The sequence below is a fragment of the Bacillus mycoides genome (genome assembly GCF_001757995.1).
GTDB lineage: Bacteria > Bacillota > Bacilli > Bacillales > Bacillaceae_G > Bacillus_A > Bacillus_A mycoides_B.
Map to the genome: position 1 here is coordinate 164731 of NZ_LXLV01000070.1, position 19929 is coordinate 184659.

General features: G+C 36.7%; 18 protein-coding genes and 1 other RNA gene. 2 read left to right on the plus strand and 17 right to left on the minus strand.

Features of this window, described 5'->3' with window-relative positions:
• Positions 1-329 precede the first annotated feature (329 nt).
• A complete protein-coding gene (locus BWGOE10_RS25325; protein ID WP_070145432.1) occupies positions 330-1856 on the plus strand; it encodes a protein kinase domain-containing protein in 1527 nt (508 codons plus the stop codon).
• 256 nt (positions 1857-2112) lie between these two features.
• Here BWGOE10_RS25325 and BWGOE10_RS25330 read toward each other — a convergent pair whose 3' ends face one another.
• The 12 genes from BWGOE10_RS25330 to BWGOE10_RS25385 all read right to left on the minus strand — a co-directional run bounded on the left by BWGOE10_RS25330 (position 2113) and on the right by BWGOE10_RS25385 (position 12685).
• A complete protein-coding gene (locus BWGOE10_RS25330; protein ID WP_070145433.1) occupies positions 2113-2487 on the minus strand; it encodes a DUF3307 domain-containing protein in 375 nt (124 codons plus the stop codon).
• A gap of 14 nt (positions 2488-2501) precedes the next feature.
• A complete protein-coding gene (locus tag BWGOE10_RS25335; RefSeq protein ID WP_070145434.1) occupies positions 2502-3122 on the minus strand; it encodes a hypothetical protein in 621 nt (206 codons plus the stop codon).
• A gap of 3 nt (positions 3123-3125) precedes the next feature.
• Entirely contained in the window at positions 3126-3593 is a 468-nt protein-coding gene (locus tag BWGOE10_RS25340; protein ID WP_070145435.1) for a Mov34/MPN/PAD-1 family protein, read from the minus strand.
• A gap of 8 nt (positions 3594-3601) precedes the next feature.
• Positions 3602-5266 carry a ThiF family adenylyltransferase gene (locus BWGOE10_RS25345; RefSeq protein ID WP_070145436.1) on the minus strand — a complete coding sequence of 555 codons (1665 nt, stop codon included), beginning with the start codon at positions 5264-5266 and terminating at the stop codon, positions 3602-3604.
• Positions 5259-6347, minus strand: coding sequence for a hypothetical protein (locus tag BWGOE10_RS25350; RefSeq protein WP_070145437.1), 1089 nt, complete (start codon positions 6345-6347; stop codon positions 5259-5261). Before BWGOE10_RS25350 ends, BWGOE10_RS25345 begins: the two co-directional genes overlap by 8 nt.
• 361 nt (positions 6348-6708) lie before the next feature.
• Positions 6709-7063: a transfer-messenger RNA gene (gene ssrA / locus BWGOE10_RS25355) on the minus strand.
• Between the two features lie 126 nt (positions 7064-7189).
• Positions 7190-7657, minus strand: coding sequence for an SsrA-binding protein (smpB, locus tag BWGOE10_RS25360; RefSeq protein ID WP_001123917.1), 468 nt, complete (start codon positions 7655-7657; stop codon positions 7190-7192).
• A 92-nt stretch (positions 7658-7749) separates the two neighbouring features.
• Positions 7750-10176 carry a ribonuclease R gene (gene rnr / locus BWGOE10_RS25365; protein ID WP_070145438.1) on the minus strand — a complete coding sequence of 809 codons (2427 nt, stop codon included), beginning with the start codon at positions 10174-10176 and terminating at the stop codon, positions 7750-7752.
• A 210-nt stretch (positions 10177-10386) separates the two neighbouring features.
• Positions 10387-11127 carry an alpha/beta hydrolase gene (locus BWGOE10_RS25370; RefSeq protein WP_162836430.1) on the minus strand — a complete coding sequence of 247 codons (741 nt, stop codon included), beginning with the start codon at positions 11125-11127 and terminating at the stop codon, positions 10387-10389.
• A 162-nt stretch (positions 11128-11289) separates the two neighbouring features.
• Positions 11290-11523, minus strand: coding sequence for a preprotein translocase subunit SecG (gene secG / locus BWGOE10_RS25375; RefSeq protein WP_002144925.1), 234 nt, complete (start codon positions 11521-11523; stop codon positions 11290-11292).
• A gap of 95 nt (positions 11524-11618) precedes the next feature.
• Positions 11619-12311 carry an LrgB family protein gene (locus tag BWGOE10_RS25380; RefSeq protein ID WP_070145439.1) on the minus strand — a complete coding sequence of 231 codons (693 nt, stop codon included), beginning with the start codon at positions 12309-12311 and terminating at the stop codon, positions 11619-11621.
• Positions 12308-12685 (minus strand): CidA/LrgA family holin-like protein, encoded by a 378-nt coding sequence (locus BWGOE10_RS25385; protein ID WP_171903144.1) that lies wholly within the window; start codon positions 12683-12685, stop codon positions 12308-12310. Before BWGOE10_RS25385 ends, BWGOE10_RS25380 begins: the two co-directional genes overlap by 4 nt.
• Before the next feature lie 284 nt (positions 12686-12969).
• Between BWGOE10_RS25385 and BWGOE10_RS25390 the strand changes: the two genes are divergently transcribed.
• Entirely contained in the window at positions 12970-13899 is a 930-nt protein-coding gene (locus BWGOE10_RS25390; protein ID WP_070145441.1) for a nucleoside hydrolase, read from the plus strand.
• 50 nt (positions 13900-13949) lie between these two features.
• Here the strand turns inward: BWGOE10_RS25390 and eno are convergent, their stop codons facing one another.
• The 5 genes from eno to gap form a co-directional block, all read right to left on the minus strand.
• Positions 13950-15245 carry a phosphopyruvate hydratase gene (gene eno / locus BWGOE10_RS25395; protein WP_002124088.1) on the minus strand — a complete coding sequence of 432 codons (1296 nt, stop codon included), beginning with the start codon at positions 15243-15245 and terminating at the stop codon, positions 13950-13952.
• A gap of 30 nt (positions 15246-15275) precedes the next feature.
• Positions 15276-16805, minus strand: coding sequence for a 2,3-bisphosphoglycerate-independent phosphoglycerate mutase (gene gpmI, locus BWGOE10_RS25400; RefSeq protein WP_070145442.1), 1530 nt, complete (start codon positions 16803-16805; stop codon positions 15276-15278).
• On the minus strand, positions 16802-17557 hold the full coding sequence (tpiA, locus tag BWGOE10_RS25405; RefSeq protein WP_002144919.1) for a triose-phosphate isomerase: 756 nt from the start codon (positions 17555-17557) through the stop codon (positions 16802-16804). Before tpiA ends, gpmI begins: the two co-directional genes overlap by 4 nt.
• Positions 17558-17589: 32 nt before the next feature.
• A complete protein-coding gene (locus tag BWGOE10_RS25410) occupies positions 17590-18774 on the minus strand; it encodes a phosphoglycerate kinase (RefSeq protein ID WP_002198882.1) in 1185 nt (394 codons plus the stop codon).
• A gap of 139 nt (positions 18775-18913) precedes the next feature.
• Positions 18914-19918 carry a type I glyceraldehyde-3-phosphate dehydrogenase gene (gap, locus tag BWGOE10_RS25415; protein ID WP_070145443.1) on the minus strand — a complete coding sequence of 335 codons (1005 nt, stop codon included), beginning with the start codon at positions 19916-19918 and terminating at the stop codon, positions 18914-18916.
• Between the last annotated feature and the right edge of the window lie 11 nt (positions 19919-19929).

Sequence of the window (19929 nt, forward strand, 5' to 3'; positions counted from 1 at the left end):
CTTTTTTAATATCCTATTACAAATATGGACACTTATCCTTTTATATAAACTTGTACGCTGGTATGATTAAATATATCGAGCGAAAAATAAATAAAATTATTAAAATTCACTCAATTTAATCATATCTAGTGATATTGCTTTGAAATAAAGTTGAATTGGAATTTTCTTCTTGGGGATTACGCATATGTTAAGTGATAATAAAGTTATTCCATTAAAGGGCCATATACTTGAGTAAAAAAGCCAATATGGATATGGCATCTTTAAAAATGATAGTGGTTAATAAAAGTTAGATTTATTACTAATAATTTTGGTGAACGCGGGAGGATACAATGGCTGAAGTAAATGAAACTAAAAAGGTTGGAGCAGATGAAAACAGAAAGAGAATAAGTAGTTTTATCAAGAATAATAAAAAGTCTATTACTTTAACATTAGGAGAAGTGTCAAATTTAAAACAAATAGGTCAAGGTGGTAATGGGCTTGTCTATGCTGGACTTCAAAACAATAAAGAGGTTGCAATAAAGTTTCTTGTTGAAGATACACAATCGAGTAAATTAGACCGTTTTAAAGCAGAATATTTTAACGTTAACTTAATAGAAGACCGTACTAACATTGTTAATTATATAAATTATGAAGAAATTCCACTTGAAGATGGCTATTTAATTTCTGCTATTATTATGAAAAAGTACGACAAAGCACTAAAGAAGTTAAGAGAAAATACTTCGGAAATAAGTGAAAATACCTTTATAAAATTATTTAACTTTTTACTCGATACTTTAGAAAAAATACACCAACACGGAATAATACATAGGGATATTAAGCCTGAAAATATTCTAGTAACAAAAACAACTGACTTTATTTTAACTGACTTTGGTATTGCTAACTATAACCCTGAATTATATACACTAAAAGCAAAAACTGAAAAGAAAGACAGATTAGGTAATTATGAATTTTCAGCTCCTGAGCAAGCAAAGAAAGATGCTACTCCAGCCCCTTCAATGGACATTTATGCCCTTGGTCAGGTATGCCAATGGTATGTATTTGGGGAAACTCATAGAGGAACAAATAGAAGTAGAATTACTGATGTTTTTAAATCAGAAGAAGCAGAAATTATTGAAATAGTGTTAAATAAGTGCCTTTATAATAATCACGAACAACGGTACCAGAGTATTAATGAGATTCGGGAACATATGGAACAAATTAAGGAAGCCAGAAGAAAAGTCGATCCCTTTGAAGAAATGTATTTGTTTAATGAGGTTATTAATGCTACATGTCCCTCTATCTCTAGAGGTCTACAATTTGTTGAAGAGGAAAAATATATAAAAAGACTAGTTGAAAATATCAATAACCGAAACTTTAAACTTAAGCTTTGGTTTAATACTGGAAAAGGAAATTGTGATTTCAGTAAAATAAAGTATTTGGGTGATAAAAAGATTTTGTTAGATTATATGGAAATAAAAATTAAAGGAATATGGCTGTACACTGGTAGTGTTTATGATGATTTAATCATGCTTGAAACGGAAGAAAATGAGCCTTTTGTTATAGATGGAGAAGAGACTTATAATGCACTAATAATAGACAACAAACACATAGTACATGGCTATCATCGGGATTCAGGATATATAGAAATTGAGGATGAAGTATATGATCTTAGTGAACTTGATGTAGAATTACACGACAGATCGAATTCTTATAAGTACTATTTTATTGGTACCCAATATCACTGTTCAATAATATGGAAAAACGAACATATTTTGGATGATTTTCAGGAGAAAGGAATAGTGAACGAGAAAACAGTAACACACTTAATTAGCGATTTAAGAAAGAGAAAACATGAAGAAGTAATAAATAGATTATAGTACCAAAATTATATTTTCATAAAGATGGACCATATACCTTAATAAAGTTTTGTGTTGTGCTATAGGAAAAACAAACAAGAGCTTATTTAGATAACATAGGAACTATTTTTGTATGTCTTTTGCATTTTCAATATTCTAGAATCGCGCGCTTTAATGGAATAAGGATCACAGAAATAATTAGACTTTTTTATAAAACAGGACAGATTTCGCTATCCATCTGTCCTTTTACTTCTGTATCAATACCCTTGCATTCATCCTATAAAAAACTGATTATAAATAATATAATATAGTGAAATGCCTGATCTAATTCAATTAATCCTGGTTGAACAGTTGGTTCTTCGGTATCTCTAATTCTTTTTATATTTTTTGCCCACCAATTTAAGAAAATTTTTCTATCAATAATTATGTGGCTAATAAATAATATAAAGATAGCAGTCCAGTTGAAGAAACCGACGAACACATAAGCCATTATGGATACAGCTAAAGTATAAATAAAGCAATGGCTAATTAAAGCTAACCAATTATCTTTCTTATTTACTGCTTGGTAATCTGTTTGAAACAAGTAATCACCAATTTTATGTCCAATATATAACACTATAAATAAGGAAACATTTAGTTCTAAATGAACCATATCAATCCTCCTCCTTATTGTGTGAAAAATTTATTGCCCGTAAGGTACAGCAATAACAATGTTGCTGTGATTAAGGAATATACCACAGATGTTATTGCCACATTTGCCCTTGCTAGTTTTACATTACGTATATAGGACACCTTTTGTAACTCAATTATTAATTCTTTTTCAACACCTTCGGAATCTAAATTAGTTAATTTATCATAATATTCTTTAGCGCTTATTTTCATTTTAGGATTTCCATAATTACTATAAAGATACTTCCCCTCTATCCCAGGGACTGTCTCTGATAAGAAAAATAAATGCTGTGCATCAAAATCCGTAGTATCGATATGTTCCCTTGGATTAATACGGGGTACCAGTGTCATATATACCATCCATACGCTTTTTGCAAAAAAGTAAATTAAGGTTACAGTTAAAATTACTACCACTAATTGTTCAACCCAATTATTAGTGGTTAGTACGCTTAAGTACCAATTGAGATCTTTACGCAAAATGATATTCAACACCAAAGTCCAAAAAACAACTACGGCACCAGCCTTTGTATCTGTAAAGCGAATGGTGTTTTGTGTATCATCGATTGCTTTATATAAGAAGTCTAACCGATTTTTATTTTCCTTTTTCTCTTCAGCCAAATGCTATGCCTCCTCCTCAAACACCTCATAATCAACCAGATTTGTAACTGAACCATCTTTTTCAATTTTATAAAGTGCGAAAAAAAATTTATTTATTTCAAACTTTGTTATGATAAAAACAGGATAATGCGTTTCATCGTAATATCGAAATAAGTGACTCATCGTAGTCCGATCAATGGCGGAGGGAACAATGTCATGCCCCTTAGGATGAGAATGCCATGTACCTACTACAAACTGTTCTTCAAGTAATTTTTGTTCTGTATACTTCGATAAATATCCACTATCGAATTCAACGCCTGAATATGTCCTTTTAGCTTTCTCGCCAGCATCTGATACATCGTTAATTTGAATCCACTCCGGATTCATCCTGCCGTATATCAATCCACCATTTTCTACCCTATCATATTTCTTTGTTAAATGTTCCATTTTTTTTAAGACATATTTTGAAATTAATATTTTTCTTTTTTTCATATATTCTCCTAATTACAAAAGCATGATTGATTTCTTTCAAGATACCCTACCAAAGGTGTTGGAATAATGTCATCCATTCCCCAATAGTAGTTTACATAATCGAACTTAAAACTTTTATTTTTAGAATAATAAGATATAATAGAAACAATTTGTGAAGCTAAAAACACCATGCGCTCCATTAATGAAGATGTATGTGGATTGCCGCAAACATCGATTTCATCTTTAGGGTATTTTGCTATTTCCTGTTTGGCTAACTTCTGCAGTTGCTTGAGTTCATTATCATCTATAATTTTTTGGTAGTAACAATTTAAACAACCTGTTGATTTTGTTGTAATAATGATTTCCTGTAAAATATTATTTTCAGAAGTCCATGCCCAAATAATTGGTTTGTTACAATTTAATAATTTTTGAAATGCCAGCTTATCGTATGCTTGGGTATCCCCTACAGTCACTACAAGCAAATCCGCATGTTCAGCAACTTCAATATCTTTATTACTACCCACTCCAATAATATTATTTTTTAAATAATACATTGATAAAAAGTGACTTAAGGCAGCTGTTTTACTCATTCCTAAATGTACGGAGCCTAATACATGACGACCAAGGTTTTCAAGTGAAAATCTATCGTAATCAGCAAGTATCAATTTTTTTACATCCTTTTCAACCAATAACCTCGCCACTTGGCTTCCTAAAGAGCCAACTCCCAATAACCCAACTGCCAAGTCTACAGCACTTTCCCTTTGGGCAATGCTTTCTATTTTTAAAATTGTTGTTTGGAAATCTTTCTTTCTATCAAAAAATTCTCTACCAACAATAAAAGAGATGAACTCCATTTTTCCGCTATCACCTTTAAACATAACAAATAAAACAATGTTTTTTACATCTTTTTCAATTTTCGTTAATTCAGTATTATTTCTTATATAAATCAGCAACTGGTAAAAAGTTTTAAATGCAGAACGGCTAGGAAGTCTAATAATATGTAATCTCGATTTTGAATGCTTTTCTCTAAGCATCACATTTTTTAACAGATTATATTCCACATCACCCTTGATTTCCGGAAAAAAATGATAAGATTGATTATAATCAATTTGACTGTATGAATATGTTTCACCTCTGTTTTTTGGAGAAGCTTGAGCCCCTGTTTTAAAAGTGAAGGGCTGGTGAAACATATCAACTTCAAAAAGAGTTTTTACTTCGCTTTTCTCCAACTCTTTAATAAAAGTTTGTGGAATATAAATAACTGATTGGCTAAATTGTGGTAAAATGCGCCACGTAATTAAATCTTCTTCTGGGTTCCATTTTTCATCTATATTAGATTTTAACCAATCTAATATTCTTTGGTATATGAACACACCATTGTATTCTTGTTTCGCACTCCAATTATGTAAACAACATATATGAAATTGGGAATTTTCGGGATTCGAGCCAACCCACTCATCCACATGTCTCCAGTGAACAGGGATACTTTTATATAAATCTTCCCTATCGTTTATGCTAACTAATTTTATTGACGGCTGTTTTACTGGAAAATTGTCCAGGCTAATCTCCACTTTAATGAAAAAACCAGATACATCACTATCCTGTGGAACTCTTCCAACAGCAATATTTGCCTTAGGAAAATGAAAACCGAGTTTTTCCAACTCGGTTTTCACATCACTTATTTGTTTATCCATGTTGAGTTTTTTCCTCCCTAGCTATATGAATACTTGCCATTCTTGCTTGTTCAGAAATATCGTGGACATTACAAAGTGCTGCTACTTCGTCAATTGTAATGATTGAATCTTTATGGTCCTTACAATCCCTATATAAAACTTTTCTGGATTGCTTTACATCAAACATCTGTTTTTCATAGTTTGCATAATGAACAATAGATGCTTCATCTATGAAGTTCATTAGTTCCTTATATCTCTCTCCCATCAATAAAACTCTCCCATATTTAGGGGTTCCTTCAATTTTATTCGTCTTAATACTATTATAATGCCCAAGCAATTTAGCGGAAAAATCAATTTCAAAAGCAGTAGCTTTAATTTCACCAACAGCTTTTTTTACTCCATCCACGTTAACGACAACCCCTTGCGGATTCATAAGTGTCTCACTTGAAAATTCAACGCCTACTTTTATATCTAATAGGTTATTATGGTTTATTGCATGCGTTGGTTTGCCTTTTTCAATTAAAATCTGTTTTAATTCCTCATTCAAAGTATCTGTAGTTTCTAAAATACGCAATGCCAAAAGGTAAGCTCTTGCTCCTAATGTCCAGTCATCCGCATCTTCTGGTTGGGTCCCACCGATAAGGATCATCAAGCCGTCCCCGGTAATAGAATGAATATGGGCTTGGTAAAATCTAGCTAATTTGATCCATGTGGAGATTGCTTTTTGTTTTAAATTTGCAATTTCTTGAATTGATTCTATACCCGGTTCATTTACAAACAAAGCTCTTCTTGTAAAATTTCGCAAGTCCACAAAAAGAGAGCACAATTTAACGTTTGCTTGCTGATTCGATTCCTTATTAAAGTCATCGTATTCTTTTATATTATCAAGCAAATAGTCAAAATCTACATGCCCACCAATTTTAAAATCCTGTTCTAATTCTAGCTCAATAATCCTTTGGACTTCTTGTTCGGAAGCTCTATATTCTGCACTTTTAAAGATGTTTTGGTTTTCATTTAAAATAAAATATAAAGGATTTTGATGGATTCTATATCTTTTATCTGTAGAAATAATTGACCGGTATTTTGTCCCTTTACTATTCACGCTAAGATTCCTCCCCTTGGTTTTATCTACCTTCTAAACAGCATAAAGTTTTCCTGGGTTTTTATAATCATTTTTTATGAAATTTAACCAATCTAAACTTTCACCTTTTAGTAAACAAAACCATAACTACTATATATTGTATTACGAAGAATCATTAAACACACTTTATAAACATTATATTTTTGAAAATTTATGTAATTTTGCGACCGAACTTAATATAGAGTTAAAATTCAGTTTATCCCATAAATCTACCGCTAAAGGAAGCATAAGTTGGCCGTAAACTAAAAGAAGCATAAGTTGGCCAAAACGGCCATCTTATGCTTCTTGTTACATACAAAATAAAAAACCACCAAATATGTATTGGTGGAGACGGTGGGAGTCGAACCCACGTCCAAAAATATCGGCACTTAAGCTTCTACGAGTGTAGTCGATATATTAGCATTTCGCAAACTCTTCGGCCTATCGACAGGCTTCCAAGTTGCTAGTCTGATTGTTCTCTTCCTTCGCCCTCAGACGGCGAACTCCGGCGTAGTCCACTTAGTTTGAGTCCCTTACCCTACCACATGGACGATGGAGGGAGGAACCTTTAGTGCAATTAAGCAGCTAAAGAAAGATTGTTTTGTTTGCCAATTATAGGCTTTGACGTTTTAACGAGGCCGATCCCCTCGACTCGCAACCTAAGCTCGAACTATCCCTGTCGAATCCGTAACGTCCCCATGATAAAAATGGAGCATACGAAGAAAATATCGTGATAGCTACTAAGAGCTGTTTTTCAATGTGCAACAACCTTACATAAGTTATTATATCATACGCGCGCCGTTTTACAAATGTAAATATCTGTATTACATCTTTTGGCGATCACGGAACACGCGTGCAATTTCACGTTTCGCTTCTTTCTCTTTTAAATCGTGACGTTTATCATATTGTTTCTTACCTTTTGCTAAACCAAGTGCCATTTTTGCAAATCCATTTTTCAAATAGATTCTAAGTGGAACTAATGCGTAACCCGTTTCTTTTGCAGCTCCCGCTAGCTTATCAATTTCTTTTTTATGAAGAAGTAATTTTCTCGTACGAAGCGGATCATGGTTAAAACGATTCCCTTGCTCGTACGTATTAATATGCATATTATGAACCCATACTTCACCATTATGTATACGTGCAAACGCATCTTTCAAGTTCACGCGACCAGCGCGAATCGACTTAATTTCCGTTCCTTGAAGGACAAGCCCTGCTTCGTATGTTTCTTCGATGAAATAATCATGAAATGCTTTTTTATTTTGCGCAATAACCTTACCTGTACCTTTTGGCATATAACGTCCCTCCTCTATTTTTACTATTGTAACAAATGTAAACAAAAAGCGAAAGTGGCTCGCTCAGAATGTGAAGCGAAGCCACTCTTTTCTTACTTACGCTTTTTCTTTTTCTTCTTGAATCCTGGTACATTTTCAAAGAATCCTTTTTTCTTCTTGCCATTACTATTACTATCTTTTTTCCCTGGCTGACTAGCGGAAGCGGATGCTGATCCTTTTCCTTTTCCTTGTCCACCACGATCAAACTTTCTTCCTGTGCCGCGTTCGCCACCGCGCTCATTACTACGCTCGCTACGTCCACCGCGTTTCTTTCTACCTGTTCTTGGCTGTTCAATCACAACTGGACGATCTTTGAACTTACGACGAGGTGTGCCTTTCATGCCAACGATTTCAAAGTCGATTGCGCGCTCGTCTTTATTTACGTTAATAACACGAATTGTAATTTCGTCACCGATGCGGAATACGTTACCTGTACGTTCCCCAATCATCGCAAAATGTTTTTCGTCATAACGGTAGTAATCATCTGTTAAATAGCTAACGTGTACAAGACCTTCAATTGTATTTGGAAGCTCTACGAATAAACCGAAGTTTGTTACAGAGCTAATCATACCGTCATACTCTTCGCCAATCTTATCAACCATATACTCTGCTTTTTTCATTTCATCTGTTTCACGCTCTGCTTCAACAGCACGACGTTCCATATTAGAAGAGTGCTCTGCAATCTCAGGTAAGTTTTCACGCCATTTCGCTTGCGTTTCGTTGTCTACTTTACCATTAATGATGTATTCACGAATCAACCTATGAACAATCGTATCTGGGTAACGACGAATTGGCGATGTGAAATGCGTGTAGAATTCAGTTGATAAACCGAAATGTCCTAAGCTGTCCGAATCGTAACGTGCTTGCTTCATAGAACGAAGCATAACTGTTGAAATGACTATTTCTTCCGGCTGACCTTGAACCATTTCAAGAATTTGCTGCAATGCACGAGGATGTATTTCGTTCGCCCGTCCTTTTACTGCATATCCGAAGTTTGTTACAAATTCGAAGAAACGCTCAAGCTTATCTTCTTTCGGATCTTCATGGACACGGTACATAAACGGTACGTTCATCCAGTGGAAATGCTCTGCTACTGTTTCGTTCGCAACAAGCATAAACTCTTCAATTAACTTCTCTGATACAGAACGATCACGCATGACAACATCAGTCGGTTTTCCTTCTTCATCTACTAGTACTTTCGCTTCTTTAAAGTCAAAGTCAATCGCACCGCGGCGCATACGTTTTTCACGTAAAATCTGTGCTAACTGCCCCATTTCTTTAAACATTGGCACTAACGGCTCGTAACGTTCAATTAGAGCTTCGTCTTCATCTTCTAAAATGCTTCTTACGTCAGCATATGTCATACGCTCTGTCGTTTTAATTACACTTTGGAAAATCTCATGCTTTACAACATCACCTAGATTGTTGATTTCCATTTCACAAGATAGTGTCAGACGGTCTACTTTCGGATTTAATGAACAAATACCGTTTGATAAACGATGCGGAATCATCGGAATTACACGGTCTACAAGATATACACTCGTTGCTCTCTCCGCTGCTTCAACATCAATTGGAGAACCTTCTTGAACGTAATGACTGACATCCGCAATATGAACACCAAGTTTATAGTTACCGTTCTCAAGCTTCGTTACTGTAACAGCGTCATCTAAGTCTTTTGCATCTGCACCGTCAATTGTAACGATCATTTGATCGCGCAAATCACGGCGATCTTTTATATCTTCTTCTGAAATCGTTTCTGGTACACTGTTTGCATGCTCCATAACTTCTTCAGGGAACGCTAAAGGTAAATGATGTTTATGAATGACAGATAAAATATCTACTCCTGGGTCATTTTTATGACCTAGAATTTGAATAACTTCACCTTCTGCGCTTAAACGGTTCTCTGGGTAGCTCGTAATTTTCACAACGACTTTATGACCTTCTACAGCGCCCATAGATGCGCTTTTCAAGATGAAAATATCACTTGTCCAGCGCTTATTATCAGGTACAACAAATCCAAAATTTTTCGATTCTGTATATGTACCGACTAGTTCCTTCGTTCCACGCTCTAAAATGCGAACAATCGCGCCTTCTTGGCGTGATCCACTTGATTGCGCGCTAACACGTGCTAATACTGTATCACCATGAAGTGCACCATTTAATTCTGTAGGCGGGATGAAAAGATCATCATCTCCCGTTTTCTTCTCCTCTGGAACAACGAACGCAAAACCACGTGCGTGCCCAATTAATTTACCACGTACTAAGTTCATTTTTTCTGGAAGACCGTAGCGGTTACTACGTGTGCGAATAACAAGCCCCTTCTCTTCCATCATTACAAGTGCCTTTACGAAATCTTTAAAGCCCTCAGAGCCTTCGATTCCAAATGCAGCTTCTAATTCTTGTATTGTTAACGGTTTATACGCTTCTTCTCTCATAAATAATAACAACTTATCAATATGTTCTTGTATGATTTCTTCCAAGCAGAAATACCTCCTTTAAACCCTTATATTATTTAGTGTATCCGAAAGATGGGGGATGTATAAAGTGAAACTTTAATCATCTCCCAATGATTTTTTACAGCTTTCATAAAGTGAAACTTTAACCAGTGGTTTTTTGTCCGTCCCCACTGATTATTAGCCCACAAATAACGGGATAATAATTCCCTTATGAAAAAAAGAGGCAACTAGACCTTACCAATCTAGTTGCTCCAAGAAGTTATATACATCCTCATGTAGCACATCACGTTCTTTATCAAGTGTAATGACATGCGTAGAGTCTTCATACCATTTAATGTCTTTTAACGTAGATTCTACACCGTTATAAATAATGTTAGCACTATCTGTATTAATCATTTCATCATGGCGTGCTTGTACAACGAATGTTGGAGCATAAATCATATCAACATTATTGCGTACGTCACGAATCAACTCTTGTAATGCTTTTAATGTATTCATCGGTGTCTGTTTAAATTCAAACATTTCCTGCTCAATTCGTTCTGGTGATTTTTGCTCACGCTTTTTATATTCGCGGGCATATGCCAATATACCTTGGTACATAATTTCTTCACTTTTAATGTACATCGGTGCACACATTGGTACAACACCTAAAATCGGTAATGTATAAGCAAGTTTTAATGAGAATACTCCGCCTAATGATAATCCAACCGCAGCTATTTTTTCGTAACCTTGATCTTTTAAATGCTGGTAGGCATTCATTACATCTTTCCACCAGTCTTCAGGACCTGTATGAACAAGCTCTTCTGGTGGTACACCGTGTCCTTTATAAATTGGTGCATGACAAGTATAGCCTTTCTTCTCTAAAAAACGTCCAAGCATACGTACATCAGCTGAGTTCCCTGTAAATCCATGTAATAATAAAACAGCGCGGTCTCCACCTTCAAATGTAAATGGTTTTGGAGATGCTAATTTCATCATGTATTTCTCCTCTTTCTCTTCTGTAATCTAGTCGTATTCTTTCTATTCTTAGTGTACCATATTTATAATTCTATAATCTAATTAGAAACTTTTTTCGAATAACAAATTAAAAAAGAAGAACCATTAGCACAAATCAGCTAACGCTTCTTCTTTTTAACTCTATAAATTTAAGTACGTAACACCAATTGTTAGTACGAAGAATAATACAGCTAAAACAACTGTAATACGGTTTAATACCGCTTCAATTCCACGTGCCTTTTGCTTACCAAACAATTGCTCTGCACCACCTGAAATAGCGCCTGAAAGGCCTGAGCTATTACTAGACTGCATAAGTACCATAACAATCATTAAAATCGATACAATAATAAGTAAAACTGATAATAACGTATGCACTTGGCGTACCTCCTACAAAGATTCAGTTATTTTAAATGTAGCATAAATTCTATAGAAAAGCGAGAGCCTATAGAGCCGCTCTCGCTTTTCTTCTATTACATAAACACCATTGCGAATAACGGTCCGAGCAAACATGTCAAAATTGCTGTTAATGTCATTGTTACCGATCCAATAACACCTTCATGTTCATTATTCTTCATCGCTCTCATAACACCCATAATATGAGAAGCACATCCAAAGCCAATCCCTTTACCAACTGAGTTTGTAACGCGGCTCCATTTTAATAAAATTGGTCCTGTAATCGTTCCAGTAATACCTGCGATAACGACGAAGGCTGCTGTTAAGGACGGGACACCACCAACTTGTTCAGATACACTCATCGCAACTGGCATTGTCACTGATTTTGGTAAAGAAGATAAAATTAAGCTTTTATCTGTCCCCATAAGTGTAGCAATAGCCAAATCACTTGCAATAGCAACTGTTGTACCTACTAATACACCACCAGCAATTGGTACAACATATTTTTGCAGAACATGACGTTGTTTATAAAGCGGGATTGCAAATGCTACAACACCTGGTCCGAGTAACTTCGCAATCCAGCCACCACCACTTTCCATATAATTTTGATATGGTATATCAAGCATTATAAATAAGAAAGCCATTAATCCTGTTGCAACAAGCATTGGAATGGTAAATGGTGTTGGAAATAATTTGTAGATTTTTTTAGATAATTGATATAATAGCACCGTAAAAAGAACCCAACCGATTCCGATTAATATTTGGCTCATTGTGTCTCTTTTTCCTTTCTATTCGCAAGATATTGTCCTGTATGTCCTGCGACAATAATAATTAAAAACGTACTCGCTACAACTGTAATGAAAAGAGAAATTCCTTTACTCATAAAAAAAGCACCGTAATTCATTAAGCCAAGCGTTGGCGGAATTAATAAAAACGGCATAATAGCAACGAGTGTTTCTGCTCCTAAATCAAACCATTTTACTGGAAGTACTTTTAGGCTAAGTAAAACAAGTAGGAGGAACATCCCAATCAAACTTCCTGGAATCGGAATATTCAACATTTCTTGCACCCAATTTCCAACCATATAAAATACATAAAGAGCAGAAATTTGGACAAGAATCTTTGTAAGTTTCATGTTCATCATCCCTCATGTTTATACGATCTTCTGTTAATATCCTTATCATAGTATAAATTGTAAAAACCTGCAATTTATCAAATCGACAACGAAAATCCACTATATTATACGCTTACACCCTTGATATGACTGCTTTTCCGAATATAATTTACGTCAAAAACCTTGACCTATTATATAAAGTTTATATATTCTGAATTTTAGCGGTTATTATTTCAATAAAATAAAATCCTTCACTCCATTTTTATTCTGCCTTCTCTCTAGCACACATATATATAAGGGTAGGTGGTGAACATATGTCTAAAAAAGTTCTCATTTTTTGTGATCCTGGAATCGACGATACGATAGCCCTCCTCCTCGCATTCTTTATCGATGAAATTGAAATTATTGGTATAGTTGCGGATTATGGTAACGTTCCAAAGAAAATGGCGGTTGAAAATGCTCAATTTCTCAAGCAAAAAGCAAAAAATACAGATATTAAAATATTCGGTGGTGCTGAACGACCTCTCACTAGTAACCCCGCTACTTTCTTTACAACGGTACACGGTGAGCATGGATTAGGAAACATATTGCCGCAAGGACCTTTTCAACATGAAGAAATGGAGAATTTTTTCGAGGTTATTCCTCTTATTCAAAAGCATAAAAAGGATTTAATAGTTGTAAGCTTAGGACGACTCACTTCACTTGCTATTCTATTTATTTTATATAAAAGTTTAATGAAACAAGTTAAATCTTACTACGTAATGGGTGGTTCTTTTTCACACCCTGGTAATGTCACACCTGTATCAGAAGCTAATTTTTATGGTGATCCAATTGCTGCTACCAACATGCATATGTATCCACTAAACGTAACTCAGTATTCCATCGTTACACCTGACATGGCTGAGTATATTCATGCAAAAGGAAAAGCACCTCTCGTCAAGCCACTATTCGATCATTACTACTATGGATATTATGAAAAAGTCTTACCACATTTACAAGGTTGCCCCTTTCATGACACAATGCCAATATTAGCCCTTCTTGATAATTCCATGTTTACTTACCATGAATCCCCCGTCATGGTCATGTCTGAATCCCATGCCCGCGGAGAGAGTATTGGTGATTTTCGCTCCTTAGTTGGAGCACCCTCATTTATTAATTGGCCAAAACAACGAATTGCTATCGATTTTGATTATAATCTCTTCTTTAAATACTTCATGTCACTTATGACGAACGAACAATTTTAGCATAAAAAAACAGACCGTGATTTCTCACGGTCTGTCGTTATTTTCTGCAATTATCGTTTGATATTGTAGAAAGATTTTAAACCATCGTAAACAGCGATTTCGCCTAGTTCGTCTTCGATGCGTAATAATTGGTTGTACTTAGCAATACGGTCAGTACGGCTCATAGAACCAGTTTTGATTTGGCCAGCGTTAGTTGCAACTGCGATGTCAGCGATTGTAGCATCTTCAGTTTCACCAGAACGGTGAGATACAACTGCTGTGTAACCAGCACGTTTAGCCATTTCGATTGCTTCGAAAGTCTCAGTTAAAGTACCGATTTGGTTAACTTTAATTAAGATTGAGTTAGAGATACCTTTTTCGATACCTTCAGCAAGTTTTTGAGTGTTAGTTACGAATAAATCGTCACCAACTAATTGTACTTTATCACCGATACGCTCAGTTAATAATTTGTGACCATCCCAGTCGTTTTCGTCTAAACCATCTTCAATAGAGATGATTGGGAAGTCTTTGCAAAGCTCTTCGTAGAAATCAACCATTTCTGCAGAAGTTAAGCCAGTACGGCCTTCGCCTGCAAGGTCATATTTACCAGTTTCTTTGTTGTAGAACTCAGAAGAAGCAACGTCCATTCCTAAGAATACGTTCTCGCCAGCTTTGTAACCAGCTTTTTCGATAGCTTCGATGATTACTTCTAATGCTTCACGGTTAGAACCAAGGTTTGGAGCGAATCCACCTTCGTCACCTACAGCAGTGTTAAGACCTTTGTCATGTAATACAGCTTTAAGTGCATGGAATACTTCAGCACCCATACGGATTGATTCTTTGAATGTTGGAGCACCAACTGGTAAGATCATGAACTCTTGGAAGTCAACGTTGTTATCAGCGTGAGAACCACCGTTGATGATGTTCATCATTGGAGTTGGTAATTGTTTTGCATTGAATCCACCAAGGTAACGGTATAATGGAAGACCTACGAAGTCAGCTGCTGCGTGAGCTACTGCCATAGATACACCAAGGATAGCGTTAGCGCCTAATTTACCTTTGTTTGGAGTGCCATCTAATTCGATCATAGCACGGTCGATACCAGCTTGGTCAGTTACGTCGAAACCAACGATTTCTGGAGCGATTGCTTCGTTAACGTTGTTTACTGCGTTCATAACACCTTTTCCAAGGTAACGAGATTTGTCACCGTCACGTAATTCTACTGCTTCGTGCTCACCAGTAGATGCACCACTTGGTACGATAGCGCGTCCGAAAGCGCCGCTTTCTGTGTAAACTTCTACTTCTACAGTTGGGTTACCACGAGAGTCAAGGACTTCGCGAGCATAAACATCAATAATTGTTGACATAATAAATTCTCTCCTTTTTATATAAGCAAATTATTTAATAATTGTTTTACCTGTCATTTCTTTCGGTTGTTCCACATTTAAAAGTGTAAGCATTGTTGGAGCGATATCTCCTAAAATACCACCTTCACGAAGCTCTACATCATTTTTTGTAACGATGAAAGGAACCGGGTTAGTTGTATGAGCTGTCATTGGTCCACCATCAGCAGTTAACTCCTGATCAGCATTACCATGGTCAGCAGTAATAAGTGCTACACCATCTTTTGCAAGAATCGCTTCTACAACTTTTCCTAAACATTCGTCAGTTGCTTCTACTGCTTTAATTGTTGGTTCCATCATCCCAGAATGGCCAACCATATCACAGTTTGCAAAGTTAAGAATGATAACATCATGTTTATCATTTTCGATTTCATTTACTAAAGCGTCCGTTACTTCATAAATGCTCATTTCAGGTTTCAAGTCATACGTTGCAACCTTCGGTGAGTTAATTAAAATACGCTCTTCTCCTGGGAATTCAGCCTCACGACCACCGCTAAAGAAGAATGTAACGTGCGGATACTTTTCAGTTTCCGCGATGCGAAGTTGCTTTAATCCCGCTTGCGCAACAACTTCACCTAATGTGTTATCAAGGTTCATTGGCTTGAATGCCACGTAACCATCTACAGTTTCACTGAAATGTGTCATACAAACGAATTCAGGAATGTGAGGTACTTTTTCACCACGATCGAACTCACGGAAGTCTTCGTTTGTAAATACACGAGCAATTTGAATTGCACGGTCTGGACGGAAGTTATAGAAGATAACTGCATCATCATTATTGATTGTTGCAACTGGCGTGTCATCTTCGTTAACAATTACAGACGGCAATACGAATTCATCATAGATACCATTTGCATAAGAGTCTTCTACACACTCTTCTGCTGATTTATAAGTAGGGCCTTCACCATTCACCATAGCACGGTAACATTTTTCTACGCGATCCCAACGCTTGTCACGGTCCATGGAGTAATAACGACCAGAGATAGTCGCGAATTGTCCTACTCCTGTTTCTTTAATCACTTCATTCGTTGCATCGATATAACCTTTTGCTGTTTGTGGTCCAACATCGCGGCCATCTAAGAATGCATGGATATAAACTTTCTCCACACCTTCTTTTGCTGCTAAGCGAAGAAGAGCAAACATATGGTTCATGTGACTGTGCACACCACCATCAGAAAGTAAACCGAATAAATGAAGAGCAGTACCTTTTTCTTTCACGCTTTTAATTGCATTTTGGAAAGTTTCGTTCTGATCGAACTCACCTTCACGAATTGCAACGTTTACGCGTGTTAAGCTTTGATATACAATGCGGCCAGCACCGATATTTAAGTGACCAACTTCAGAGTTACCCATTTGACCTGCTGGAAGACCTACTTCCTCACCACAAGCTGTAAGCGTTGTATGAGGGAATTTGTTCCAGTAACCATCAAAATTAGGTTTCTTAGCTTGTGCTACAGCATTCCCGTAAGTTTCTTCACGTAGTCCGAAACCATCAAGAATGATTAAAGCTGTTGGCTTTCTCATTTTACCGCCCCCAGAAGACCTAAGAACGAAGCAGGCTCTAAGCTAGCACCGCCAACTAAAGCGCCGTCGATGTCAGATTGTGCCATATACTCTTTAATGTTTTCTGGTTTTACGCTACCGCCGTATTGAATACGAACAGCTTCTGCAGCTTCTGGAGAAACAGCTTCTGCAACAACTTTACGGATGTGCGCACATACTTCATTTGCATCTGCAGAAGAAGAAGATTTACCTGTACCGATAGCCCAGATTGGCTCATAAGCGATAACAGTTACTTTAACTTGCTCTTCTGTTAAACCTGCAAGTGCTTTTGTCACTTGACCTGCTACTAGATCAAATGTTTTTCCGCTTTCGCGCTCTTCTAAAGTCTCACCACAACAAACGATTGGTGTTAAACCATGTTCAAATGCTGCAAGAGTCTTTTTGTTTACTGACTCGTCTGTTTCAGCAAACATTTCACGACGCTCAGAGTGGCCAAGTACTACGTAGCCTACTTTTAAGTCGCTAAGTGCTACTGGGCTAATTTCGCCAGTGAATGCACCATTTTTTTCGAAGTGCATGTTTTGTGCACCTACTTGTAAGTCAGTTCCTTCAGTATTCGCTACTAAGCGCTCTAAGAATAGAGCTGGAGAGCAAACTACTGCATCAACAGCTGAAGCTGCTGGGATTTGACCTTTAACTTCCTCTACGAAGCTAACTGCTTCAGCTAGAGTTTTATTCATTTTCCAGTTACCTGCGATAATTGGTTTACGCATGCTTTGCACCGTCCTTTTTCTTTGGCTGCTACTTATTTGTCGTTAAGACAAACTACACCTGGAAGCTCTTTGCCTTCCATGAATTCTAATGACGCACCGCCGCCAGTAGAAATGTGGCTCATTTTATCAGCCATACCGAATTTTTCAACAGCTGCTGCAGAGTCACCACCGCCGATAACAGAGTATGTATCTTCTGCATCTGCTAATGCTTGTCCTACTGCTTTTGTACCTTCTGCGAATGGAGTCATTTCGAATACACCCATTGGTCCATTCCATACAACAAGCTTAGAGTTTTTAATTACATCTGCATAAATTTCACGTGTTTTAGGACCGATGTCCACGCCTTCCCAAGTAGAAGGGATAGAGTCGATACCTACGATTTGAGTTGTTGCAGTTTCAGAGAATTCCTCTGTGATTACAACATCAACTGGCATGTAGAAGTTTACGCCTTTTTCTTTTGCAAGTTGCATAAATTCTTTAGCTAGTTCAATTTTGTCGTTTTCACATAGAGATAGACCAATTTCATGACCTAAAGCTTTAACGAATGTGTAAGCAAGTCCGCCACCGATGATTAAGTTATCTACTTTGTCTAATAGATGACGAATTACACCGATTTTATCTTTTACTTTCGCACCACCGATGATAGCTGTGAATGGACGTTCTGGGTTAGAAAGTGCTTTACCTAATACATCTAACTCTTTTTCCATTAATAAACCAGATACTGCTGGTAGGTAGTCTGCGATTCCTGCTGTAGAAGCGTGAGCACGGTGAGCTGCACCGAATGCATCGTTTACGAAGATATCAGCAAGAGCTGCAAATTCTTTCGCAAGTTCTGCATCGTTCTTTTCTTCGCCCGCATAGAAACGTACGTTTTCAAGAACTAATACGTCGCCTTCGTTCATTGCTGCAACCATTTCTTGTGCAACTGGTCCGAATGCTTCGTCCGCTTTTTTAACATCTTTACCAAGAAGCTCGCCTAAACGTGCTGCTACTGGAGTAAGACGTAATTCTTCTACTGCTTGACCTTTTGGACGGCCTAAATGACTTGCTAAAATTACTTTCGCACCTTGCTCTACTAAATATTGAATTGTAGGAAGAGCTGCACGGATACGAGTTTCATCTGTAATTTTGCCTTCTTTCATAGGTACGTTGAAATCAACGCGGCAAAATACACGCTTACCTTTTAAATCTACGTCACGAATTGATTTTTTGTTCATTGGATTTCCCTCCGACTACTAGTTAGGATTGACAAAACCCATTCAAAAGCTTAACACATTTGCTTCTAAAACGAAAGAAGAGAGAGAGGGAACAAACCCTCTCCCTCGTTTTGTCATTGATTGCTTATATACTTAAGAATTAAAGACCTTTAGAAGTCATGTATGCAGCTAGGTCTACTACGCGGTTAGAGTAACCAGTTTCGTTATCGTACCAAGAAAGTACTTTAACCATGTTACCTTCCATTACCATTGTAGATAATGCATCGATTGTAGAAGAAGCTGTACATCCGTTATAGTCGATAGATACTAATGGCTCTTCACTGTATCCAAGGATACCTTTTAATTCGCCTTCAGAAGCTGCTTTGAATGCTGCGTTTACATCTTCAACTGTTACTTCTTTGTCAAGTTCAACAACTAAGTCAACAAGAGAAACGTTAGCAGTTGGAACACGTACAGCGCCACCGTTTAATTTACCTTTAAGTTCTGGTAATACTAATGCTACAGCTTTAGCAGCACCAGTAGATGTTGGGATCATGTTTTCAGCTGCTGCACGAGCACGACGTAAATCTTTGTGTGGTAAGTCTAAGATTTGTTGGTCGTTAGTGTAAGAGTGAATTGTTGTCATCATTCCGCGTTTTACGCCGAATTTTTCGTTTAATACTTTAGCGAATGGAGCTAGACAGTTTGTAGTACAAGAAGCATTAGATACTACGTTATGGTTAGCTGCATCGTATTCTTCGTGGTTAACACCCATAACTACAGTGATATCTTCGTCAGAAGCTGGAGCTGAGATGATAACTTTCTTAACTGATCCACCTAAGTGTTTCTCAGCGTCTGATTTTTTAGTGAAACGGCCAGTAGATTCTACTACTACTTCTACTCCGTAGTCGCTCCATGGTAATTGAGCTGGGTCACGCTCAGCGATAACTTTAATTTCTTTACCGTTAACAACGATGCTGTTTTCGTTAGCAGATACTTCTGCATTTAAAGTTCCGTGAACTGTATCATATTTTAAAAGGTGAGCTAATGTTTTAGCATCTGTTAAGTCGTTGATTGCTACTACTTCTACCTCAGAGTTGTTAAGAGCTGCGCGGAATACGTTACGTCCGATACGTCCAAATCCATTAATACCAATTTTAGTCATTTAAATTTCCT

What these genes read in the sequence shown, in the direction of transcription:
- BWGOE10_RS25325 (WP_070145432.1), top strand. Translation starts at nt 330, where the DNA reads ATGGCTGAAGTAAATGAAACTAAAAAGGTTGGAGCAGATGAAAACAGA.
- BWGOE10_RS25330 (WP_070145433.1), bottom strand. Translation starts at nt 2,487, where the DNA reads ATGGTTCATTTAGAACTAAATGTTTCCTTATTTATAGTGTTATATATT.
- BWGOE10_RS25340 (WP_070145435.1), bottom strand. Translation starts at nt 3,593, where the DNA reads ATGAAAAAAAGAAAAATATTAATTTCAAAATATGTCTTAAAAAAAATG.
- BWGOE10_RS25345 (WP_070145436.1), bottom strand. Translation starts at nt 5,266, where the DNA reads ATGGATAAACAAATAAGTGATGTGAAAACCGAGTTGGAAAAACTCGGT.
- smpB (WP_001123917.1), bottom strand. Translation starts at nt 7,657, where the DNA reads ATGCCAAAAGGTACAGGTAAGGTTATTGCGCAAAATAAAAAAGCATTT.
- BWGOE10_RS25370 (WP_162836430.1), bottom strand. Translation starts at nt 11,127, where the DNA reads ATGAAATTAGCATCTCCAAAACCATTTACATTTGAAGGTGGAGACCGC.
- BWGOE10_RS25380 (WP_070145439.1), bottom strand. Translation starts at nt 12,311, where the DNA reads ATGAGCCAAATATTAATCGGAATCGGTTGGGTTCTTTTTACGGTGCTA.
- BWGOE10_RS25385 (WP_171903144.1), bottom strand. Translation starts at nt 12,685, where the DNA reads ATGATGAACATGAAACTTACAAAGATTCTTGTCCAAATTTCTGCTCTT.
- BWGOE10_RS25390 (WP_070145441.1), top strand. Translation starts at nt 12,970, where the DNA reads ATGTCTAAAAAAGTTCTCATTTTTTGTGATCCTGGAATCGACGATACG.
- eno (WP_002124088.1), bottom strand. Translation starts at nt 15,245, where the DNA reads ATGTCAACAATTATTGATGTTTATGCTCGCGAAGTCCTTGACTCTCGT.
- gpmI (WP_070145442.1), bottom strand. Translation starts at nt 16,805, where the DNA reads ATGAGAAAGCCAACAGCTTTAATCATTCTTGATGGTTTCGGACTACGT.
- tpiA (WP_002144919.1), bottom strand. Translation starts at nt 17,557, where the DNA reads ATGCGTAAACCAATTATCGCAGGTAACTGGAAAATGAATAAAACTCTA.
- BWGOE10_RS25410 (WP_002198882.1), bottom strand. Translation starts at nt 18,774, where the DNA reads ATGAACAAAAAATCAATTCGTGACGTAGATTTAAAAGGTAAGCGTGTA.
- gap (WP_070145443.1), bottom strand. Translation starts at nt 19,918, where the DNA reads ATGACTAAAATTGGTATTAATGGATTTGGACGTATCGGACGTAACGTA.